Raw genomic sequence first — 14989 nt, 5'->3', positions numbered from 1 at the left:
ATGTGGATCAGAAGCCGAAGGCCGCCTTCAGCAAATCAAACACCTTGGTGTTGTCCAGGGTGCCCTTGAAGGTCTTCGCGCCGGCGCCCGTGGCCAGCAGCTTGACGTCGCCGCCGCCATGGGTTTCGCTGGCCAGGCGCACGCCTGTTTCTTGCAGATAGTTGTCTTTCAGCGCCGTGGCGCTGTCGACGTTGCTGCGCAAGTCAGGGCGGTTCGGGCCATTGCCGAATACCAAAGTGGTGTAGGTGTTGCCATCGGCATCCTTGCTTGGCTGGTTATCCTTGTAGCCGCGGTTGATGTCGAGGATATTGTTGCCGCGCTTGCCGTAGCCGTTGAAGGCCAGCGTGTGGTCATGGTCGGCCGTGACGACGATCAGGGTATTGGCCAGGGTCGGGTCGGTTTCCTTGATCTTGGCGATGGCCGCCTTGATGGCGTCGTCGAAGGCGATGGTGTCCGTCAGCGCGCGCTTGGCATTGATGCCGTGCAAGGCGTGGTCGATGCGGCCGCCTTCGACCATCAGGAAGTAGCCGTTCGTGTTTTTCGACAGCAAGTCGATGGCTTTCAGCGTCATTTCCGACAGGCTAGGCTGGGTCGCGCCTTCGCCCAGCGGCGGCGTGGCCGTACGGTCCAGTTCATATTCGAGGTGGCTGCGGGTGCTGTACAGGCCGATGAATTTCTTGCCGCTCGGCGCTGCCGCCATTTCCGCTTTCGTCGCGGCCACGGTGTAGCCCTTGGCGGCAAACTCCGTCAGCAGGTTGCGGCCATCGGCGCGGCCGTACTTGTTGCTCGTCGACCAAGGCGTGAAGTGGTTGCGGCCGCCACCCATCAGCACGTCGACGCCATCGCCGAGGGCTGCGTTGTAGCCGGCGCCGCCTGGCGCCGTTTGCGCGGCGATCGCGTATTGGGCATTGCGGTTGCAGATGTGCGAGAACGTCGTCGCCGGCGTGGCGTGCGTCAGTTCCGTGGTAGTGATGGCACCCACGGCCTTGCCCTTGGCTTTCGCCAGTTCCAGGATGGTCGGCACGGTCTTGCCGCCGGCCGGGCAATTGTCCACGCCCAGGTTGCCGTTGGCATCGCGGCCGGGTTCCTTGGCGATCGTGTCCTGCGCCATCGAGATGACTTCATTGTTCATCTTGACGCCGGTCATGTAGGCGGCCATCGATGGCGCGCTGTCCGTCGTTTGCGCATCGTTCGAGAACGTCTTGATGCGCGCCGTGCGTTCCAGCGTGTCCATGGTCAGGCTGCCGTCTTCGCCGTATTTGTAGATGCGCGACGCCGTCACGACGGACGGGCCCATGCCGTCGCCGAGGAAGAAGATGACGTTCTTCGCGTCGGCGGCGTAGGCGCTGGCGACGCTGGCGGCCACGAGCGTGGTCAGCAAGGAGAGTTTCAGGGCGGGTTTCAATGCGAGTTTCATGTGCTTGTCCAATTCTTGTCTCTTGGGGATTACAGACCGCCGGCGGTCTTGACCAGGCCGAATACTTTGGTGTTGTCGATGGTGCCCAGGAAGGTTTCCGAACCCTTGCCGATGGCGCCCAGGAAGACGTCGGTGCCGCCGTGGGTTTCGTTGCCCGCCGTGGTGCGGATCACCGCTTCCTGGTGGTAGGTATTGGCGCTGGTGACGGTTTCATCAAGGCTGGCCATGGCGGCGCGGCTCGATTGCGTGCGGTTTTCGCCATTGCCGAAGCCGATGATCGAATACGGTGCGCCGTCCAGGTCTTTCTCGACCGCGCCGGTGACGTAGTTCTTCACCACGCCCAGCACGCCAGGGTTGCCGGCAGCCGTCTTGCCCGTGCGCTTGGCGTAGCCGTTCAGCACCAGAGTATGGTCATGGTCGGCCGTGACGACGATCAGGGTATTGGCCAGGGTCGGATCGGTGAGCTTGGCTTTTTCGATGGCGGCCTTGATGGCGTTGTCGAACGCGACTGTGTCTTGCAGCGCTTTCTTGGCCGTCGTTTCGTGCAGCGCATGGTCGATGCGGCCGCCTTCGACCATCAGGAAGTAACCCTTCTTGTTCTTGGCCAGCACGTCCATGGCTTTGGTGGTCATTTCCGCCAAGCTAGGCTCCTTGGCCGCATCGCGGTCCAGGTCGTAACTCATGTGGCTGGAAGTGAACACGCCGAACAGACGGTCGGTCTTGGCCGGATCGACGGCCTTGAAGTCGGTGGCGTTGTTGGCGACCGTATAGCTCTTCGCTTTCAGTTCGGCCACCAGGTCGCGGTCGTCGGAACGCTTGCCGCCGCTCTTGAATGGCGTAAAGAATTGCGCGCCGCCACCGAGGACCACTTCCAGGCCGGTGGTGCCCAGCGCGCTGTTGTAGCCCGTGCCGCCCGGCACCAGGGCCGCGGCGATATCGTTTTCCAGGTCGCGGTGGCAGATGTGCGCGTAGGTCGCGGCCGGCGTGGCGTGCGTCACGCGCGCCGTGCTGACGACGCCGGCGGCAAAGCCCTTGGCCTTGGCCAGTTCCAGCAAGGTGGTGGCGGGCGTGCCGTTGCCGGTGCCGCATTTGTTGACCAGCTTGTTGCCGTTCGCATCCGTGCCCGGATCGATGGCGACCGTGTTGGCCGACATCGAGATGACTTCATTGTTCATCTTGACGCCGGTCATGTAGGCGGCCATCGATGGCGCGCTGTCGGTCACTTGCGCGTCGTTCGAGAACGTCTTGACGAAGGCCGTTTCCGGCAGGGTGTCCATGGTCAGCGAACCGTCTTCGCCCACCGAATAGATGCGCGCGGCCGTCATGGTGGTCAGGCCCATGCCATCGCCGAGGAAGAAGATGACGTTTTTCGGCGGCGCTTCAGCCACTACCTCTTCTTTTTTTGCATCGCTGCCGCAGGCGGCCAGCATCAGGGTGATGGCGACGCTGCAGCCAGCGACGGAAATTTTTCTGCGTGTCATGTGGTTCATCCGGCTAGGTTTGAAAGAGCTAGCAAGATAGCAATCCAATGTGACACCCTCATGACGCTGTGACATGTTTTGTGACGGCGCCACACCGCCGCAGCGGCGTGGCTTTCGCGTACGTCTACGCCGGAAAAATACACCGTCGCATGCCCGACATCGGTAGATTGCATCGAAATAAGCAACAAACTATTGCGATTTAACGGGTTTTTCTACCGAATCAAGCAACGTAAGATGCCGTCATCCCAATCATTTTGTGAAGGCAGATCATGTTCTCCAAATCCATCAGCAGCGTTCTTGTTTCCACCCTGTTTGCCGCCGGCGCCGCCTCGGCCGCCGCCAACGCCCCTTTGACCCTGGAAGTCTTCAACCCGGGCGAAGCGGCGATTTTCCCCGTCGCTTCCGTGCTGGTGGCGGGCAAGCATGACGCCGTGCTGATCGATGCGCAGTTTTCGCGCGCCGAAGCGCAAAAGCTGGTGGAGAAGATCCGCGCCAGCGGCAAGAAACTGACGACGGTCTATATCAGCCACAGCGACCCCGATTTTTACTTTGGCCTCGACGTGATCAAGGCAGCTTTCCCGAAGGCAAAGATCGTCGCCACGCCGGAAACCGTGGCCGAGATCCGCCGCAAGGCTGACGCCAAGGTCGCCTACTGGGGCCCTATCCTGAAAGACAATGCGCCGCACGGCATCGTCATTCCCGAAGCCTTGAAAGGCAAGCGCATCAGCCTGGAAGGCCAGTCGCTCGATATCGCCGGCCCGACGCCAGCGCGCACCTATGTGTGGATTCCATCGATCAAGGCCGTCGTCGGCGGCGTCGTGCTGTTTGGTAACTTGCACGTGTGGACGGCCGATACGCAAAGCCTGCAATCGCGCCAGGACTGGCTCAAGACCCTGGACGGCATCGCGGCGCTGCAGCCCGTCACCGTCGTGCCTGGCCACTTCAAGGTCGGTTCGCCCCTGACGCCCGACAGCATCGGCTTTACGCGCGACTACCTGGTGACGTTCGAAGCGGAAACGGCCAAGGCCGCCAATTCGGCCGCCCTGATCGCCGCGATGAAACAGCACTACCCGCAACTCGGCCTCGATGGCGCTTTAGAAACGAGCGCCAAGGTGGCAAAGGGTGAAATGCAATGGTAAGCGGCAAGGCCGGCATGCCCACATTGCACTACATTTTCGACCCCCTGTGCGGCTGGTGCTACGGCGCGGCGCCGCTGGTCGAGGCGGCGCGCGCCGTGCCCGGCCTGACGGTGGCCTTCCACGGCGGCGGCATGATGACGGGCAGCAATCGCCGCCAGATCACGCCCGCCTGGCGCGGCTATGTGCTGCCGCACGACCGGCGCATCGAGCAATTGTCGGGCCAGCCTTTCGGCGACGCCTACATCAACGGCTTGCTGAACGACATGACGGCCATGATGGATTCCGAACCGCCGATCACGGCCATCCTGGCGGCTGAATCGCTGGCCGGCAAGGGCCTGGACATGCTGCAGCGCGTGCAGCGCGCCCATTACGTGGACGGCTTGCGCATCGCCGACGTGCCCGTGCTGGTGTCCTTGGCGCAAGAGCTGGGCATGGACGGGGCTGCATTCGGGGCGGAATATGCCCGGCAGGCGGGCGCTGCCACGCAACAGCACATCGACGCCAGCCGGGCCCTGCTGGCGCAGGTGGGCGGGCAGGGCTTTCCCACGTTCGTGCTCGACGATGGCAGCGGCAAGCTGTCCGTGATCGATATCGGCGGCTTCCTGGGCCAGCCGGCGAAGTTGCAGGCGGAACTCGGCGGCGTGTGCGACGCTCACGGCTGTGCATTGTAAATAGCTATCGGTTCGATAAAATCAATTAGCTTTTCCTTTGTTGTTGACCTCGTTACACTAGGTTTCATCAGTCAACAACGAAGGAAAAGCAGTCATGAGTCAACAGCCGCCATTCAGTACCGCCTCGGGCATCCCCGTCGCCGACAACCAGAACTCCATCAGCGCCGGCCCCCGTGGCCCGCTGCTGCTGCAAGACTTCCATCTGATCGAAAAACTCCAGCATTTCAACCGCGAGCGCATCCCCGAGCGCGTGGTGCACGCCAAAGGCTCGGGCGCCTACGGCACCTTTACCGTCACGCACGACATCTCGCGCTACACCAAGGCCAGGCTGTTCAGTGAAGTGGGTAAGCAGACGGCCACCTTCGCCCGTTTCTCCACCGTCGGCGGCGAACGCGGCAGTGCGGATACGGAACGCGACCCGCGCGGCTTCGCCGTGCGTTTTTATACGGAAGAGGGTAACTGGGACCTGGTCGGCAACAACACGCCGATGTTCTTCATCAAGGACCCGATCAAGTTCCCCGATTTCGTCCACACGCAAAAGCGCGATCCGCAAAGCAATCTGAAATCGGCCGAGATGATGTTCGACTTCTGGAGCCATGCGCCGGAAAGCCTGCACCAGGTCACCATGCTGTTCTCGGACCGCGGCACGCCGGACGGCTACCGCCACATGGACGGCTTCGGCAGCCACACGTATAGCCTGATCAATGCGGACGGCCAGCGCGTGTACGTGAAATGGCACTTCAAGACGCGCCAGGGCATCAAGAATTTGCCTGCGGCGGAGGCGGGCCGCCTGGCCGGTGCCGATCCCGACTACGCCCAGCGCGACCTGTTCGGCGCCATCGAGCGCGGCGATTTCCCCCAGTGGGAAGTCAAGCTGCAGGTGGCGACGCAGGAGCAGCTCGATGCCTGGGAGCAGCGTACGGGCTGGAACCCGTTCGACCTGACGAAGGTGTGGCCGCACGCGGACTTCCCGCTGTTGCCCGTCGGTATTTTCGAGCTGAACCGCAATCCGGACAATTACCACGCGGAAGTCGAGCAGGCAGCCTTTTCGCCGGCCAACGCCGTGCCCGGCATGGGGTACTCGCCGGACAAGATGCTGCAAGGCCGCTTGTTCGCCTACCACGACGCCCAGCTGTACCGCGTCGGCACGAACCACCAGCATTTGCCCGTGAATGCGGCCCGCTGCCCCTTCCATAACCAGCAGCGCGACGGCGGCATGGCCATCCACAATGGCAGTTCTGCGCAGAATTACGCGAACGTGGCGGCGGCGGGCACGCAGCCGCAAGGGCTGGGCCATGGCGAGCCGGCGCTGGCGCTGGCTGGCGGCGCGGCCCGCTACGATGGACGCGGCGTGGAAGATGATTACACGCAGGCCGGCAATCTGTTCCGCTTGATGTCGGCCCAGGCCAGGCAAAACCTGTTCGACAACCTGGCCGGCCCCCTGAGTCAGGTGCGGCCGGAAACCTTGCAGCGTCAGCTCGCTCACTTCGACCAGGCCGATCCCGCCTATGGCGCCGGCGTGCGGGCCGCCTTGCAGGCCCGCGCCGCGGCACTGTAATTGTGTGTGGCAGGCGGAATAAGCTGGTTCCGCCTGTTTGATGCAGCACAAATGAGAGCTTATTAGAGCTTGATGCCAAATATTGCCGTATGGACATATTTGCCTTCCATGCGTAGACTTGTCGGTCTGATGATCGCGCCGCCTTCCTGGCGGCGTCCTGACTAGAAAGTCTTGCAATATGAATATGGCGAAGCTGTGCGTGCATGGGGACGACCCCACGCTCAAATCCATCCTCGAAGTCTTGCCTACCGATCCGGAGCGGCAATGGCGCAAGGGCGAGGCGAAGGGCGCGAATCGCGTGCATCTCGATTCCGGCTTCGATGTGCTGATCGCACAGGCGCCCAAATCGCAAGTGTTGCCCTCGCGCATACGCAGCTACCTGGCCGAATGCCGCTCGCGCGGCGTGACGTTCACCATGCCGCGCATCGTGGCCGAGCTGCAACTGGAGCTGAATGGCGACGACACGGTCGACGCGCCGCTCGACTTGAGCCTGGCCGACATGCAGCACCTGACGGAAATGGGCATCAGCCTGAGCCTGGTGACGCGCTGCGACGCAGCCTGATTCCCGTGTGACACGCAAAAAAATGGCCGCCCATCAACGGGCGGCCATTTTTCGTCATGGTTCGTCGAGCTCGACGGTGACCATATTGTCATCGGGCTTGCGGTCGATCAGCTTGTTGTCCGGATCGATGCCCGCCTTGCCGGGCCGGCTGCCGACGATGACGGTGTAGCTCGCTTCACGGGCCGTCATGCGCAGGCGTTCGCGCAGCAGCGGATGGCCAGTCGCGTCGTCGACGCCGATCTCGATCCAGTCATGCAGCGGCGCGTCGTGTTCCTCGCCCTGTTCGCCGGCCGTCAATTTGCTTGCCTGCACCTTGATGGTGACGGCGTATTTACCATCGCTGCGTTTCTTGGCCGTGGCCGACAGGGCGCGGTTGTCGAATAGCACGATTTTCTCGAACAGGTCGTTGATCAGGTAAGCCTGCTCGGGCGGCGTGACCTGGCGCAAGCCCTGGACCAGCGCCGTCACGCTCGCATACGGCGGGCCTTTCTGGCCGTAGGTCTTGAGCAGCTCGCGCAGCACGCCGTTGACCTTGTCCTCGCCGATGATGTCCTGCAGCAAGTACATGGCCAGGCTGCCCTTGTGATAGTGGATGTAGGCCTGGTTTTCATTCTCGGCCAGCGGCAATTCCTTCTTGCGTTCCTCGCTGCGCCCCATCAGGTATTGATTCAGGTCATAGCGCAGGAAACGGCGCATCTTGGCCGGTCCCACGGTCTTCTTCATCACCATCAGGGCCGAATATTCGGCCAGGGTTTCGCTGAGCACGGTGGCGCCCCGCGTATTGCCGCCCACCAACTGATGCGCCCACCACTGGTGCGCCACTTCATGCGCCGTGATGTAGAACGGATAGTCGATGTCCTTCGGGTTCTTGTCGTCCACCTTGGCGATAAAACCCAGGCCTTCCGAGTACGGTATCGTGTTCGGGAACGATTGCGCAAACGTGGCGTAGCGGGGGAATTCGACGATGCGCAGGATCTTGTGCTGGTAGGGGCCGAAGTTCTTCGTGTAGTACTCGAGCGCTTCCTTGCTGCCGCGCACGAAACGCTCGAGGTTGTATTCATGGCCAGGATGGTAATACACGTCGATGGCCACGTCTTGCCAGCGCTCGTGCTTGACGGCGTAGCGGGCCGACTGGAACGCGTAGAAGTTCAGGATAGGCTGGTCCATCGTGTAATGGAAGTAATGGCGGCCCTTGGCGATCCAGTCGTTGTCCAGCATGCCCGGCGCGATGGCCGTCTGGCCGTCGACGGTGCTGACGGTGGCGTCAAAGTTGATGCGGTCGGCGTCGTTGCTGACGTAATTGTCGGCCAATCCCTTCGCATCGTCGCGCGGCAAGGCCCGTTCGCGCGCGGGCAAGCCGTGTTTCTTGCGGTCGCGCGGGTCCGTCAATTCCAGCTGCGGCTGGTAACCGATGTGCGGCAGCACGGCATTCGTGAAGAAAGTGCCGTTGGCCACCACGGGCGTGTCCTGGCCCAGGCCGAAGATGCCGCGCGGCGCGTAGCGGATGTCGAAATCGAGGCCCAGGGTGGCGCCCGGCGCCAGCGGCGCGGCCAGGCGGTAGCTGTAAAAGCCCAGCTTGCCGTCATCAAGGCCGGGATGCACGCGCGTATCGAAACGCAGGCGCATGGTGGCCGTCGGGTCTTGTTGCACAAAAATGTGGCTGATCGGCAGGCTGGTCTTGTTTTGCAGCAGATAGCGGCCCGTGACGGCCAGGGTGCGCTGCGCCGGGTAGATGGCCACGTCGAGTTTCACGTCGGTGATTCTCGGCTGCGGCGTGGCGGCAAACTTGCGGTACTGGCGCTCGATGCTGGCGCGGTCCGCATCGCGGGAAAATTCGGACTGGTAATCGTTGGCCACGTGGAACACGTAAAACAGCACGCCGCCGGCGCCGACGAAGATCAGGGCGCCGACGGCAAAACTGGCCAGCACGCCATGCGTGAGGCCATGGCGCGCCAGGCGCAGGCGGATGCGCCAGCTGTCCTGCGCGCCGCGGGGCCAGAACAGCAGCGACAGCACCGTCAGCATGACGGCCGCGCCGCTCCAGTACAGCAAGTACCAGCGCTCGCGCAACACAAAGTGGCCGGCGCCGTTCATGGCCGAATACACGACCTCCGGCGTGCTGCCGTACAGCAGCAGCGGGTCGCCGAGGCCCAGCGAGGAAAAGCTGATGCTGGCGATGTGGTACAGAATCATGGCGAAATACGCCAGGTATTTCTGATTGATCAGCACTTGCACGAAGATGGCCAGCACGGCGACCAGCGCATAGTAGGGCAGGTGCGACAGGAACAGCGATTCCACGTACAGGCCGGGATCGAGGCGGTAATAGCCCTTGAAGACCTGGATCGACATGCCGCACAGCATGATGACCAGGCTTAGCAAGGCTTGCAGGCCGACCAGCGCACACAGTTTCGACAGCAGGGGCAGCCAGTTCGGCACGGGCAGGGCGTCGAGCATCAGATGCGTGCCCGCTTCCCGTTCGCGCCACACCAGCTCACCCGCGTAGAAGGTGGTAATGATCAGCATGAACAGGGCGAACGAGGCGCTGACCATGTCCAGCACCTTTTCCGTCACGGGATAGGTATTCGTGCCGTAGATGGAGCCCATGTCCAGCGCGCCCGCATACATGGTCAGCACGCCGGCCAGCACGATGACGACGAAATAGATATTCTTGATGGTCTCGCGCAGGTTCAGCCAGCTCATCTTGAGGAGCAGGACGGCCAGGTTGCGCTGCGCGAAGTCCGGCGTTTCCTGCGTGGACAGCGAAGCGTTCGACAGGCGCTGCGGCGCCTCGCCCTCGCTGCGGCGCCGGGTGGCGCCCGCGTCCGTCGTCGCGTGGAACTGGAAGCGCCAGTAGCCGAGCAGCAAGGCCACGAGGGCGAAGCCGGACCAGATGGCGCGGTTCAGCAGGTACACGCCTTCCAGGGTCACCAGGCGCGTGTTGCGTTCCGCGTTCGGCCAGTATTCCGTCAGGCGTATCAGCGCCGTCGTGCCGAAGGGATCGATCAGGGCGGCCAGGGTCTTGTAGTCGAGGTCGCGCGCCAGCGACGGCGCTACCAGGTAGCCGATCAGCATGACCACCGAGCTGATGTACACGGGCAGCATGCGCCGCGTCAGGGCCGCGATGACGAAGAAGATGGCGCCGAAGATGAACAGGTTGGGCAGCAGGGTAAAGACGTAGGGCATCAGGTAGGCCAGCGCCCGTTGCGGCCCCAGCCGTTCCGGGTCGATGCCGGGCAGCCAGGCGCCCAGCCAGGCACCGATCACGATGCTGGAAAACACCACCGCCAGCACCAGGTAGGCGCCGAGGAAGCGGCCGAAGACGTACTGGTATTTTTTGATCGGTGCGCTGAAGAAGAAATGCTGCATGCCGTATTCGAAATCCTGCTGCACCGAGCGGCCCATCATGGCGGCCACCACCACGGCGCCGAAGCAGCCCAGCAGGCTGCACGTGAACGCCAGCGAACGGGGGGCGTTGATCAGGAACTTGCCGCCGAAACTGATGCTCGCTTCCTTGAAGACGCCGCCGGCGGCCGCCATCCACAGCATGGCCAGCGCCAGGAACATGGCGAAATACACCCAGGTCGACAGCAGCTTGAGCCGCTGTCGTGCTTCAAAGCGGGCGATGGCAAACATGGCCGCCCCCTCAGTCGCATTGCGGGGCGACGCGGTGGCGCCCGGCAATGGTGGCGAAATACAGGTCTTCCAGGTCGCCGATGGCTTCCTCGAAGCCGTCGCCCGGGTCGTCGTCGCTGTAGACGTGGATCAGGGTGCGGCCCGACAGCAAGCGCGTGGAAATGACGGCGTGGCGCTGCTGGAAGCTGGCCAGTTCTTTCTTTTCGACGAAGCGCGCCCAGATCTTGCAGCTGACTTCATCGATCAGTTCCTGGGTCTTGCCGCACAGCAGCAAATGGCCCTTGTTGATGATGGCCATGTTGGCGCACAGGTCGGCCACGTCGGACACGATATGCGTCGACAGGATCACCGTCTTGTCTTCGCCGATGTCGGACAGCAGATTGTGGAAGCGGACTCTCTCCTGCGGGTCGAGGCCGGCCGTCGGCTCGTCGACGATGATCAGTTTCGGGTCGCCCAGCAGGGCTTGCGCGATGCCGAAGCGCTGGCGCATGCCGCCGGAAAAGCCGCCCAGGCGCTGGTGGCGCACGTCGAACAGATTGGTTTGCTGCAATAGCCCATCGACGACTTCGCGCCGGCGCGCCCGCTGCGACAAGCCTTTTAACATGGCGAAGTGGTCGAGCAGCTCGTAGGCCGTCACTTTCGGGTACAGGCCGAAGTCTTGCGGCAGGTAGCCCAGCATGCGGCGGATTTCGTCCTTGTCGTCGAGTACGTCGTAGTCGCCGAAGAAGATGGAGCCGGAATCGCATTCCTGCAGGGTGGCTAGGGTGCGCATCAGGGTCGACTTGCCGGCGCCGTTCGGGCCCAGCAAGCCGAACATCCCGGGCGGTATCGTCAGCGAAACGTTGTCCAGCGCCACCACGCCATTGGCGTAGGTCTTCGACAATTTGCGGATCTGCAATTCCATACAACTCCTAACTCATGCGTTGCTGCCCGATGCGACAGGGCTACTCTATGCTGGCATTGTATTGAATTTAGGACGCACTGGGCAGTTGCATGCGATACACGGCATTTTCGCGTGCCCAGAGTGCAGTTGGCGAGGGCGGATGGCGGGCCGGTCCTGGTCTTGTCGGCCGCGCCACGAGAGTGTCAGTTACGGAACAAAACCGATTCCCGGTTAAACCACCAGCGGCACAGCATCAGCAGCGCGCCGGCGATCACCGTCGTCGAGGCCAGGATCACGCCGAACATGCGGTAATCCATGGTGCCTTTCACCAGTTCCTTCATGGCCAGCGACACGTTCGTCAGCGGCACCATGGCCCACATCCAGTTCAGCTCGACGCCGGGCAGCATGGCCGTCACCGTGGGCAGGATGACAAACAGCATCAGCGGCGTGATCATGCCGGCCGCCTCCTTGTAGCTCTTCGCGTAGATCGAGATCGACAGCAGCAGCGAGGCGAAGATGGCGGCCGTCGGCACCAGCATCAGGGTCACCATGGCCAGGTCGGGCAAGCCGATACTGTGCACGAGGATGGCCATGTGGCCTTCCAGCGAGCTGCCGAAGATGGCCAGCAGGACGCCCATGCTGCCCACCATCAGCACGGCGGAGGTCATGCCCACCGTAAACAGCACGAGGAACTTGGCCAGCACGATGGCGCTGCGCGGCACGGGCGCCAGCAGCAGGGTTTCCAGCGTGCCCCGTTCCTTTTCGCCGGCGCCCAGGTCGATGGCCGGATACATGGCCGCCGTCAGGCACACCATCAGCAGCAGATACGGCACCATGCCGCCGATGATGGCGCCCATCTGTTCGCGCTCGTTGGCCGTCGATTGCTTGTCGAGCACGATGGGATTGAGCGCATAGGCCAGCTGGGCAGGGCTCAGGTTCAGGGCGGACAAGGCTCCTTCGCGCAGGCTGGCGTTGTAGGCGTCGACGATTTCGCGCACGCGCTGGTGCGTCACGTCCACCGAGCTGGCGCTGTTGTAGTGCAGGGTCACCTTGGCTTGCGCCTGCTGCTTCAGCGCTTGTTCAAAATGCGGCGGGATGACGACGGCAAACTTGATGGTATCGTCGCCGATGGCGCGGCGGATGTCCGCCTCGCTGGCCAGCGGTACTTCGCGCAGGTTGTGCTGTTGCGCAAACCGCGCGCTCAGGCCCGGCGAATGGTCCTTGCCGAACAGCGCGTAGCGCAGTTCCGCCGTCTTGGCGTTCTTGAACATATTGCTGGAAACATAAGCGAAGCCGCCAAAGATCAGCGGCATGGCAAAGATGGGGATGAGGATGGTGAAAATCAGCGTCTTGCGGTCGCGCGTGAGTTCCAGCAACTCTTTCAGATAAATGGTCCACATGGCTCAGGCTCCCTGGTTGATGACGCTGACAAAGGCGTCGTACAGATCGGTACTGCCGCCCATGTGGCGCAGTTCGTCGACCGTGCCATGGAAGGCGGTGGTGCCGCAGTTGATGATGCAGACGCGGTCGCACAGCTTTTCCACCTCGTGCAGGTGGTGCGTGGAAAAGATCAGCGGCACGCGCAGCGCCTTGTAGCTGGCGATGAAGTCGAGCAGGATCTTGGCCGACATCACGTCCAGGCCCGTGGTCGGCTCGTCGAGGATGACCACTTGCGGCTCGTGCACGACGGTGCGGGCGATCGCGCACTTCTGTTTCATGCCCGTCGACAATTGATCGGCCCGCTTGCCGCCGTATTCCTCCATGTGCAGCAAGGAAAACAGTTCATCGCAGCGGCGTTTCAGCTTGTCGGCCGGCATGCCATGCAGGCGGCCAAAGTATTCCACGTTTTCGCGCGCCGTCAGGCGGCCGTACAAGCCCGTCGAACCGGACAGGAAACCGATGCTCTGGCGCGCCACCAGCGGCTGGCGCAGCACGTCGACGCCATTGACGAGGGCGCTGCCCGCGTCCGCCTGCAAGGCCGTCGACAGCAGGCGCAGGGTGGTCGTCTTGCCGGCGCCATTCGGGCCCAGCAAGCCCAGCACTTCGCCGGGGGCGCAGCTGAAACTGACGTCGCGCACGGCGTGGAACCAGCCCTCATGTTCGCGCGGATCGCTCACGTGCACGCCCTTGCCCTTGTGGGGCGGCATGCGGAAACGTTTTGCCAGGTGCTTGACCTCTATCATGTGTTTCATCCATTCAACGGTGAACAACGAGAGTAGCATGCAAAAAATGTAACTTGCAAGGTGGAAATATCGTTTGGTCTATTGAAAAAAACAGCATCTTCATGCAAGCTGGCCCGGTGGCGCCGGCGGACGGCGCGGGAGAGCGTAATGCAAACGATCGATCAGGCGATGCAGGACAAGGTATTGGCCGTGGCGCGCGCTGGCATGACCAGTGCCGAAGCCATCGGTTTCTTCCGTGTCAGCCTGGGGCTGTACTATCTGGCTGGCCTGATGACGGAGCAAACCCTCGATTTCAAGCAGATCGACGCGAAGTACAACCGTTTTATTTACCACTCGCTAGGCGGCGGGCACAGCATCGCCAGCGTGCTGCAATTCATGAGCGGCGAGAAAGTCTTGCGCGTGCTGCAATCGGAGCGTTTTCGCGCCGCGTTTGCCCAGCACTGCCCGGACATCCCCGTCGACAGTATTTCTTTCCTGGTTTCACTGAACCTGGGCGTGGCGAAAAGCCTGTCCGGGCTCGATGCCGTCGGCCCCGTGGTGGACTGGATCGAGCAGGAAAAAGCGCGCACAGGTCAATAAAGCCCTGTTCGGCCCGCGCGCGGCGTGGGGACGGCTGGCCCTGATCGTCCTATAATTCATGTTTTCCCTTACATGAATAGCCCACGATGACCGCGAACCGCCACTTTGACCCCCTGGATCGTTTGATTGTTGGCGCCGACAAGGCCTTGCGCGTCATCGCGGGCGTGGCTTCGGCCTCGCGCCCCACGCCGGCCGCGCATGCGCCCGATGCGGAGCTGAGCCCGGCCGAGCAGCGCCACAGCGCCGGCTTGATGCGCGTCAACCATGTGGGCGAAGTGTGCGCGCAAGCCTTGTACAACTCGCAGGCGCGCTATGCGCACAGCCCGGCCATCCGCGCCCAGTTCGACGAGGCGGGGCGCGAAGAGGAAGACCACCTGGCCTGGACGGCGCAGCGCCTGACGGAGCTGGGCTCGCGTCTGAGCCTGCTCAATCCCCTGTGGTATGCGGGTTCGTTTGCGCTGGGCACCATCGCCGCGCGCATGGGCGACGGCCGCAGCCTGGGTTTTGTGGTGGAAACGGAACGCCAGGTGGAAGCGCACCTGGCCAGCCACCTGCAGGAATTGCCGCCGCAGGATGCCAAGTCGCGCGCCATCGTCAAGCAGATGGCCATCGACGAGGTGGAACACGGCGCCGCCGCCCAGCGACTGGGCGCCATCGACACCCCGGCGCCCGTGAAGGCGTTGATGGGCCTGATGGGGAAGGTCATGACCAAGACGGCGTATTACTTGTAGGTCGGATTAGCGCGGCAATGCCGCGCGTAATCCGACACATTGTTGGCGTTACGGGTGTCGTCGGATTACGCGCTCACGCGCTAATCCGACCTACTCCTCGATGATTTCGAAGGAATGCGTAATTTCCGCAGTCGGCGTAGGTCGGATTAGGC

General features: G+C 62.7%; 12 protein-coding genes. 6 read left to right on the top strand and 6 right to left on the bottom strand.

Annotation, left to right across the window (positions count from 1 at the left end):
• Positions 1–7: 7 nt before the first annotated feature.
• The gene (locus AC1RBA_RS24700; protein WP_409027270.1) at positions 8–1417 is read right to left on the bottom strand and encodes an alkaline phosphatase; all 1410 of its coding nucleotides are present in this window, start codon (positions 1415–1417) and stop codon (positions 8–10) included.
• A gap of 29 nt (positions 1418–1446) precedes the next feature.
• On the bottom strand, positions 1447–2898 hold the full coding sequence (locus AC1RBA_RS24695; RefSeq protein WP_099409856.1) for an alkaline phosphatase: 1452 nt from the start codon (positions 2896–2898) through the stop codon (positions 1447–1449).
• A 269-nt stretch (positions 2899–3167) separates the two neighbouring features.
• Between AC1RBA_RS24695 and AC1RBA_RS24690 the strand changes: the two genes are divergently transcribed.
• The 4 genes from AC1RBA_RS24690 to AC1RBA_RS24675 all read left to right on the top strand — a co-directional run bounded on the left by AC1RBA_RS24690 (position 3168) and on the right by AC1RBA_RS24675 (position 6828).
• Entirely contained in the window at positions 3168–4037 is an 870-nt protein-coding gene (locus AC1RBA_RS24690) for an MBL fold metallo-hydrolase (protein ID WP_492420052.1), read from the top strand.
• 14 nt (positions 4038–4051) lie between these two features.
• Positions 4052–4708 (top strand): DsbA family protein, encoded by a 657-nt coding sequence (locus AC1RBA_RS24685; protein WP_230506376.1) that lies wholly within the window; start codon positions 4052–4054, stop codon positions 4706–4708.
• Between the two features lie 94 nt (positions 4709–4802).
• On the top strand, positions 4803–6266 hold the full coding sequence (locus AC1RBA_RS24680) for a catalase (protein WP_492420051.1): 1464 nt from the start codon (positions 4803–4805) through the stop codon (positions 6264–6266).
• 178 nt (positions 6267–6444) lie between these two features.
• Positions 6445–6828 carry a hypothetical protein gene (locus AC1RBA_RS24675; protein WP_492420050.1) on the top strand — a complete coding sequence of 128 codons (384 nt, stop codon included), beginning with the start codon at positions 6445–6447 and terminating at the stop codon, positions 6826–6828.
• A 54-nt stretch (positions 6829–6882) separates the two neighbouring features.
• Here AC1RBA_RS24675 and AC1RBA_RS24670 read toward each other — a convergent pair whose 3' ends face one another.
• The 4 genes from AC1RBA_RS24670 to AC1RBA_RS24655 all read right to left on the bottom strand — a co-directional run bounded on the left by AC1RBA_RS24670 (position 6883) and on the right by AC1RBA_RS24655 (position 13527).
• Positions 6883–10461 (bottom strand): ABC transporter permease/M1 family aminopeptidase, encoded by a 3579-nt coding sequence (locus AC1RBA_RS24670; RefSeq protein ID WP_492420049.1) that lies wholly within the window; start codon positions 10459–10461, stop codon positions 6883–6885.
• Between the two features lie 10 nt (positions 10462–10471).
• Positions 10472–11365 (bottom strand): ABC transporter ATP-binding protein, encoded by an 894-nt coding sequence (locus tag AC1RBA_RS24665; RefSeq protein ID WP_070222726.1) that lies wholly within the window; start codon positions 11363–11365, stop codon positions 10472–10474.
• Between the two features lie 182 nt (positions 11366–11547).
• Entirely contained in the window at positions 11548–12744 is a 1197-nt protein-coding gene (locus AC1RBA_RS24660; protein WP_070222724.1) for an ABC transporter permease, read from the bottom strand.
• 3 nt (positions 12745–12747) lie between these two features.
• Positions 12748–13527 (bottom strand): ABC transporter ATP-binding protein, encoded by a 780-nt coding sequence (locus AC1RBA_RS24655; RefSeq protein ID WP_492420048.1) that lies wholly within the window; start codon positions 13525–13527, stop codon positions 12748–12750.
• Positions 13528–13674: 147 nt separating this feature from the next.
• Here AC1RBA_RS24655 and AC1RBA_RS24650 point away from each other — a divergent pair, with 147 nt between their 5' ends.
• Both AC1RBA_RS24650 and coq7 read left to right on the top strand, forming a co-directional pair.
• Positions 13675–14106 carry a hypothetical protein gene (locus AC1RBA_RS24650; protein WP_070289994.1) on the top strand — a complete coding sequence of 144 codons (432 nt, stop codon included), beginning with the start codon at positions 13675–13677 and terminating at the stop codon, positions 14104–14106.
• Between the two features lie 86 nt (positions 14107–14192).
• Entirely contained in the window at positions 14193–14837 is a 645-nt protein-coding gene (coq7, locus tag AC1RBA_RS24645) for a 2-polyprenyl-3-methyl-6-methoxy-1,4-benzoquinone monooxygenase (protein WP_070222718.1), read from the top strand.
• Positions 14838–14989 lie beyond the last annotated feature (152 nt).

This window comes from Janthinobacterium sp. GW823-FHT03B06, assembly GCF_058796955.1.
This window is presented reverse-complemented; position numbering and strand designations above follow the sequence as displayed.

Excerpts from the sequence above, each read along its gene's own strand:
- AC1RBA_RS24700 (WP_409027270.1), bottom strand. The coding sequence starts at position 1,417 with ATGAAACTCGCATTGAAACCCGCCCTGAAACTCTCCTTGCTGACCACG.
- AC1RBA_RS24695 (WP_099409856.1), bottom strand. The coding sequence starts at position 2,898 with ATGACACGCAGAAAAATTTCCGTCGCTGGCTGCAGCGTCGCCATCACC.
- AC1RBA_RS24690 (WP_492420052.1), top strand. The coding sequence starts at position 3,168 with ATGTTCTCCAAATCCATCAGCAGCGTTCTTGTTTCCACCCTGTTTGCC.
- AC1RBA_RS24685 (WP_230506376.1), top strand. The coding sequence starts at position 4,052 with ATGCCCACATTGCACTACATTTTCGACCCCCTGTGCGGCTGGTGCTAC.
- AC1RBA_RS24680 (WP_492420051.1), top strand. The coding sequence starts at position 4,803 with ATGAGTCAACAGCCGCCATTCAGTACCGCCTCGGGCATCCCCGTCGCC.
- AC1RBA_RS24675 (WP_492420050.1), top strand. The coding sequence starts at position 6,445 with ATGAATATGGCGAAGCTGTGCGTGCATGGGGACGACCCCACGCTCAAA.
- AC1RBA_RS24670 (WP_492420049.1), bottom strand. The coding sequence starts at position 10,461 with ATGTTTGCCATCGCCCGCTTTGAAGCACGACAGCGGCTCAAGCTGCTG.
- AC1RBA_RS24665 (WP_070222726.1), bottom strand. The coding sequence starts at position 11,365 with ATGGAATTGCAGATCCGCAAATTGTCGAAGACCTACGCCAATGGCGTG.
- AC1RBA_RS24660 (WP_070222724.1), bottom strand. The coding sequence starts at position 12,744 with ATGTGGACCATTTATCTGAAAGAGTTGCTGGAACTCACGCGCGACCGC.
- AC1RBA_RS24655 (WP_492420048.1), bottom strand. The coding sequence starts at position 13,527 with ATGATAGAGGTCAAGCACCTGGCAAAACGTTTCCGCATGCCGCCCCAC.
- AC1RBA_RS24650 (WP_070289994.1), top strand. The coding sequence starts at position 13,675 with ATGCAAACGATCGATCAGGCGATGCAGGACAAGGTATTGGCCGTGGCG.
- coq7 (WP_070222718.1), top strand. The coding sequence starts at position 14,193 with ATGACCGCGAACCGCCACTTTGACCCCCTGGATCGTTTGATTGTTGGC.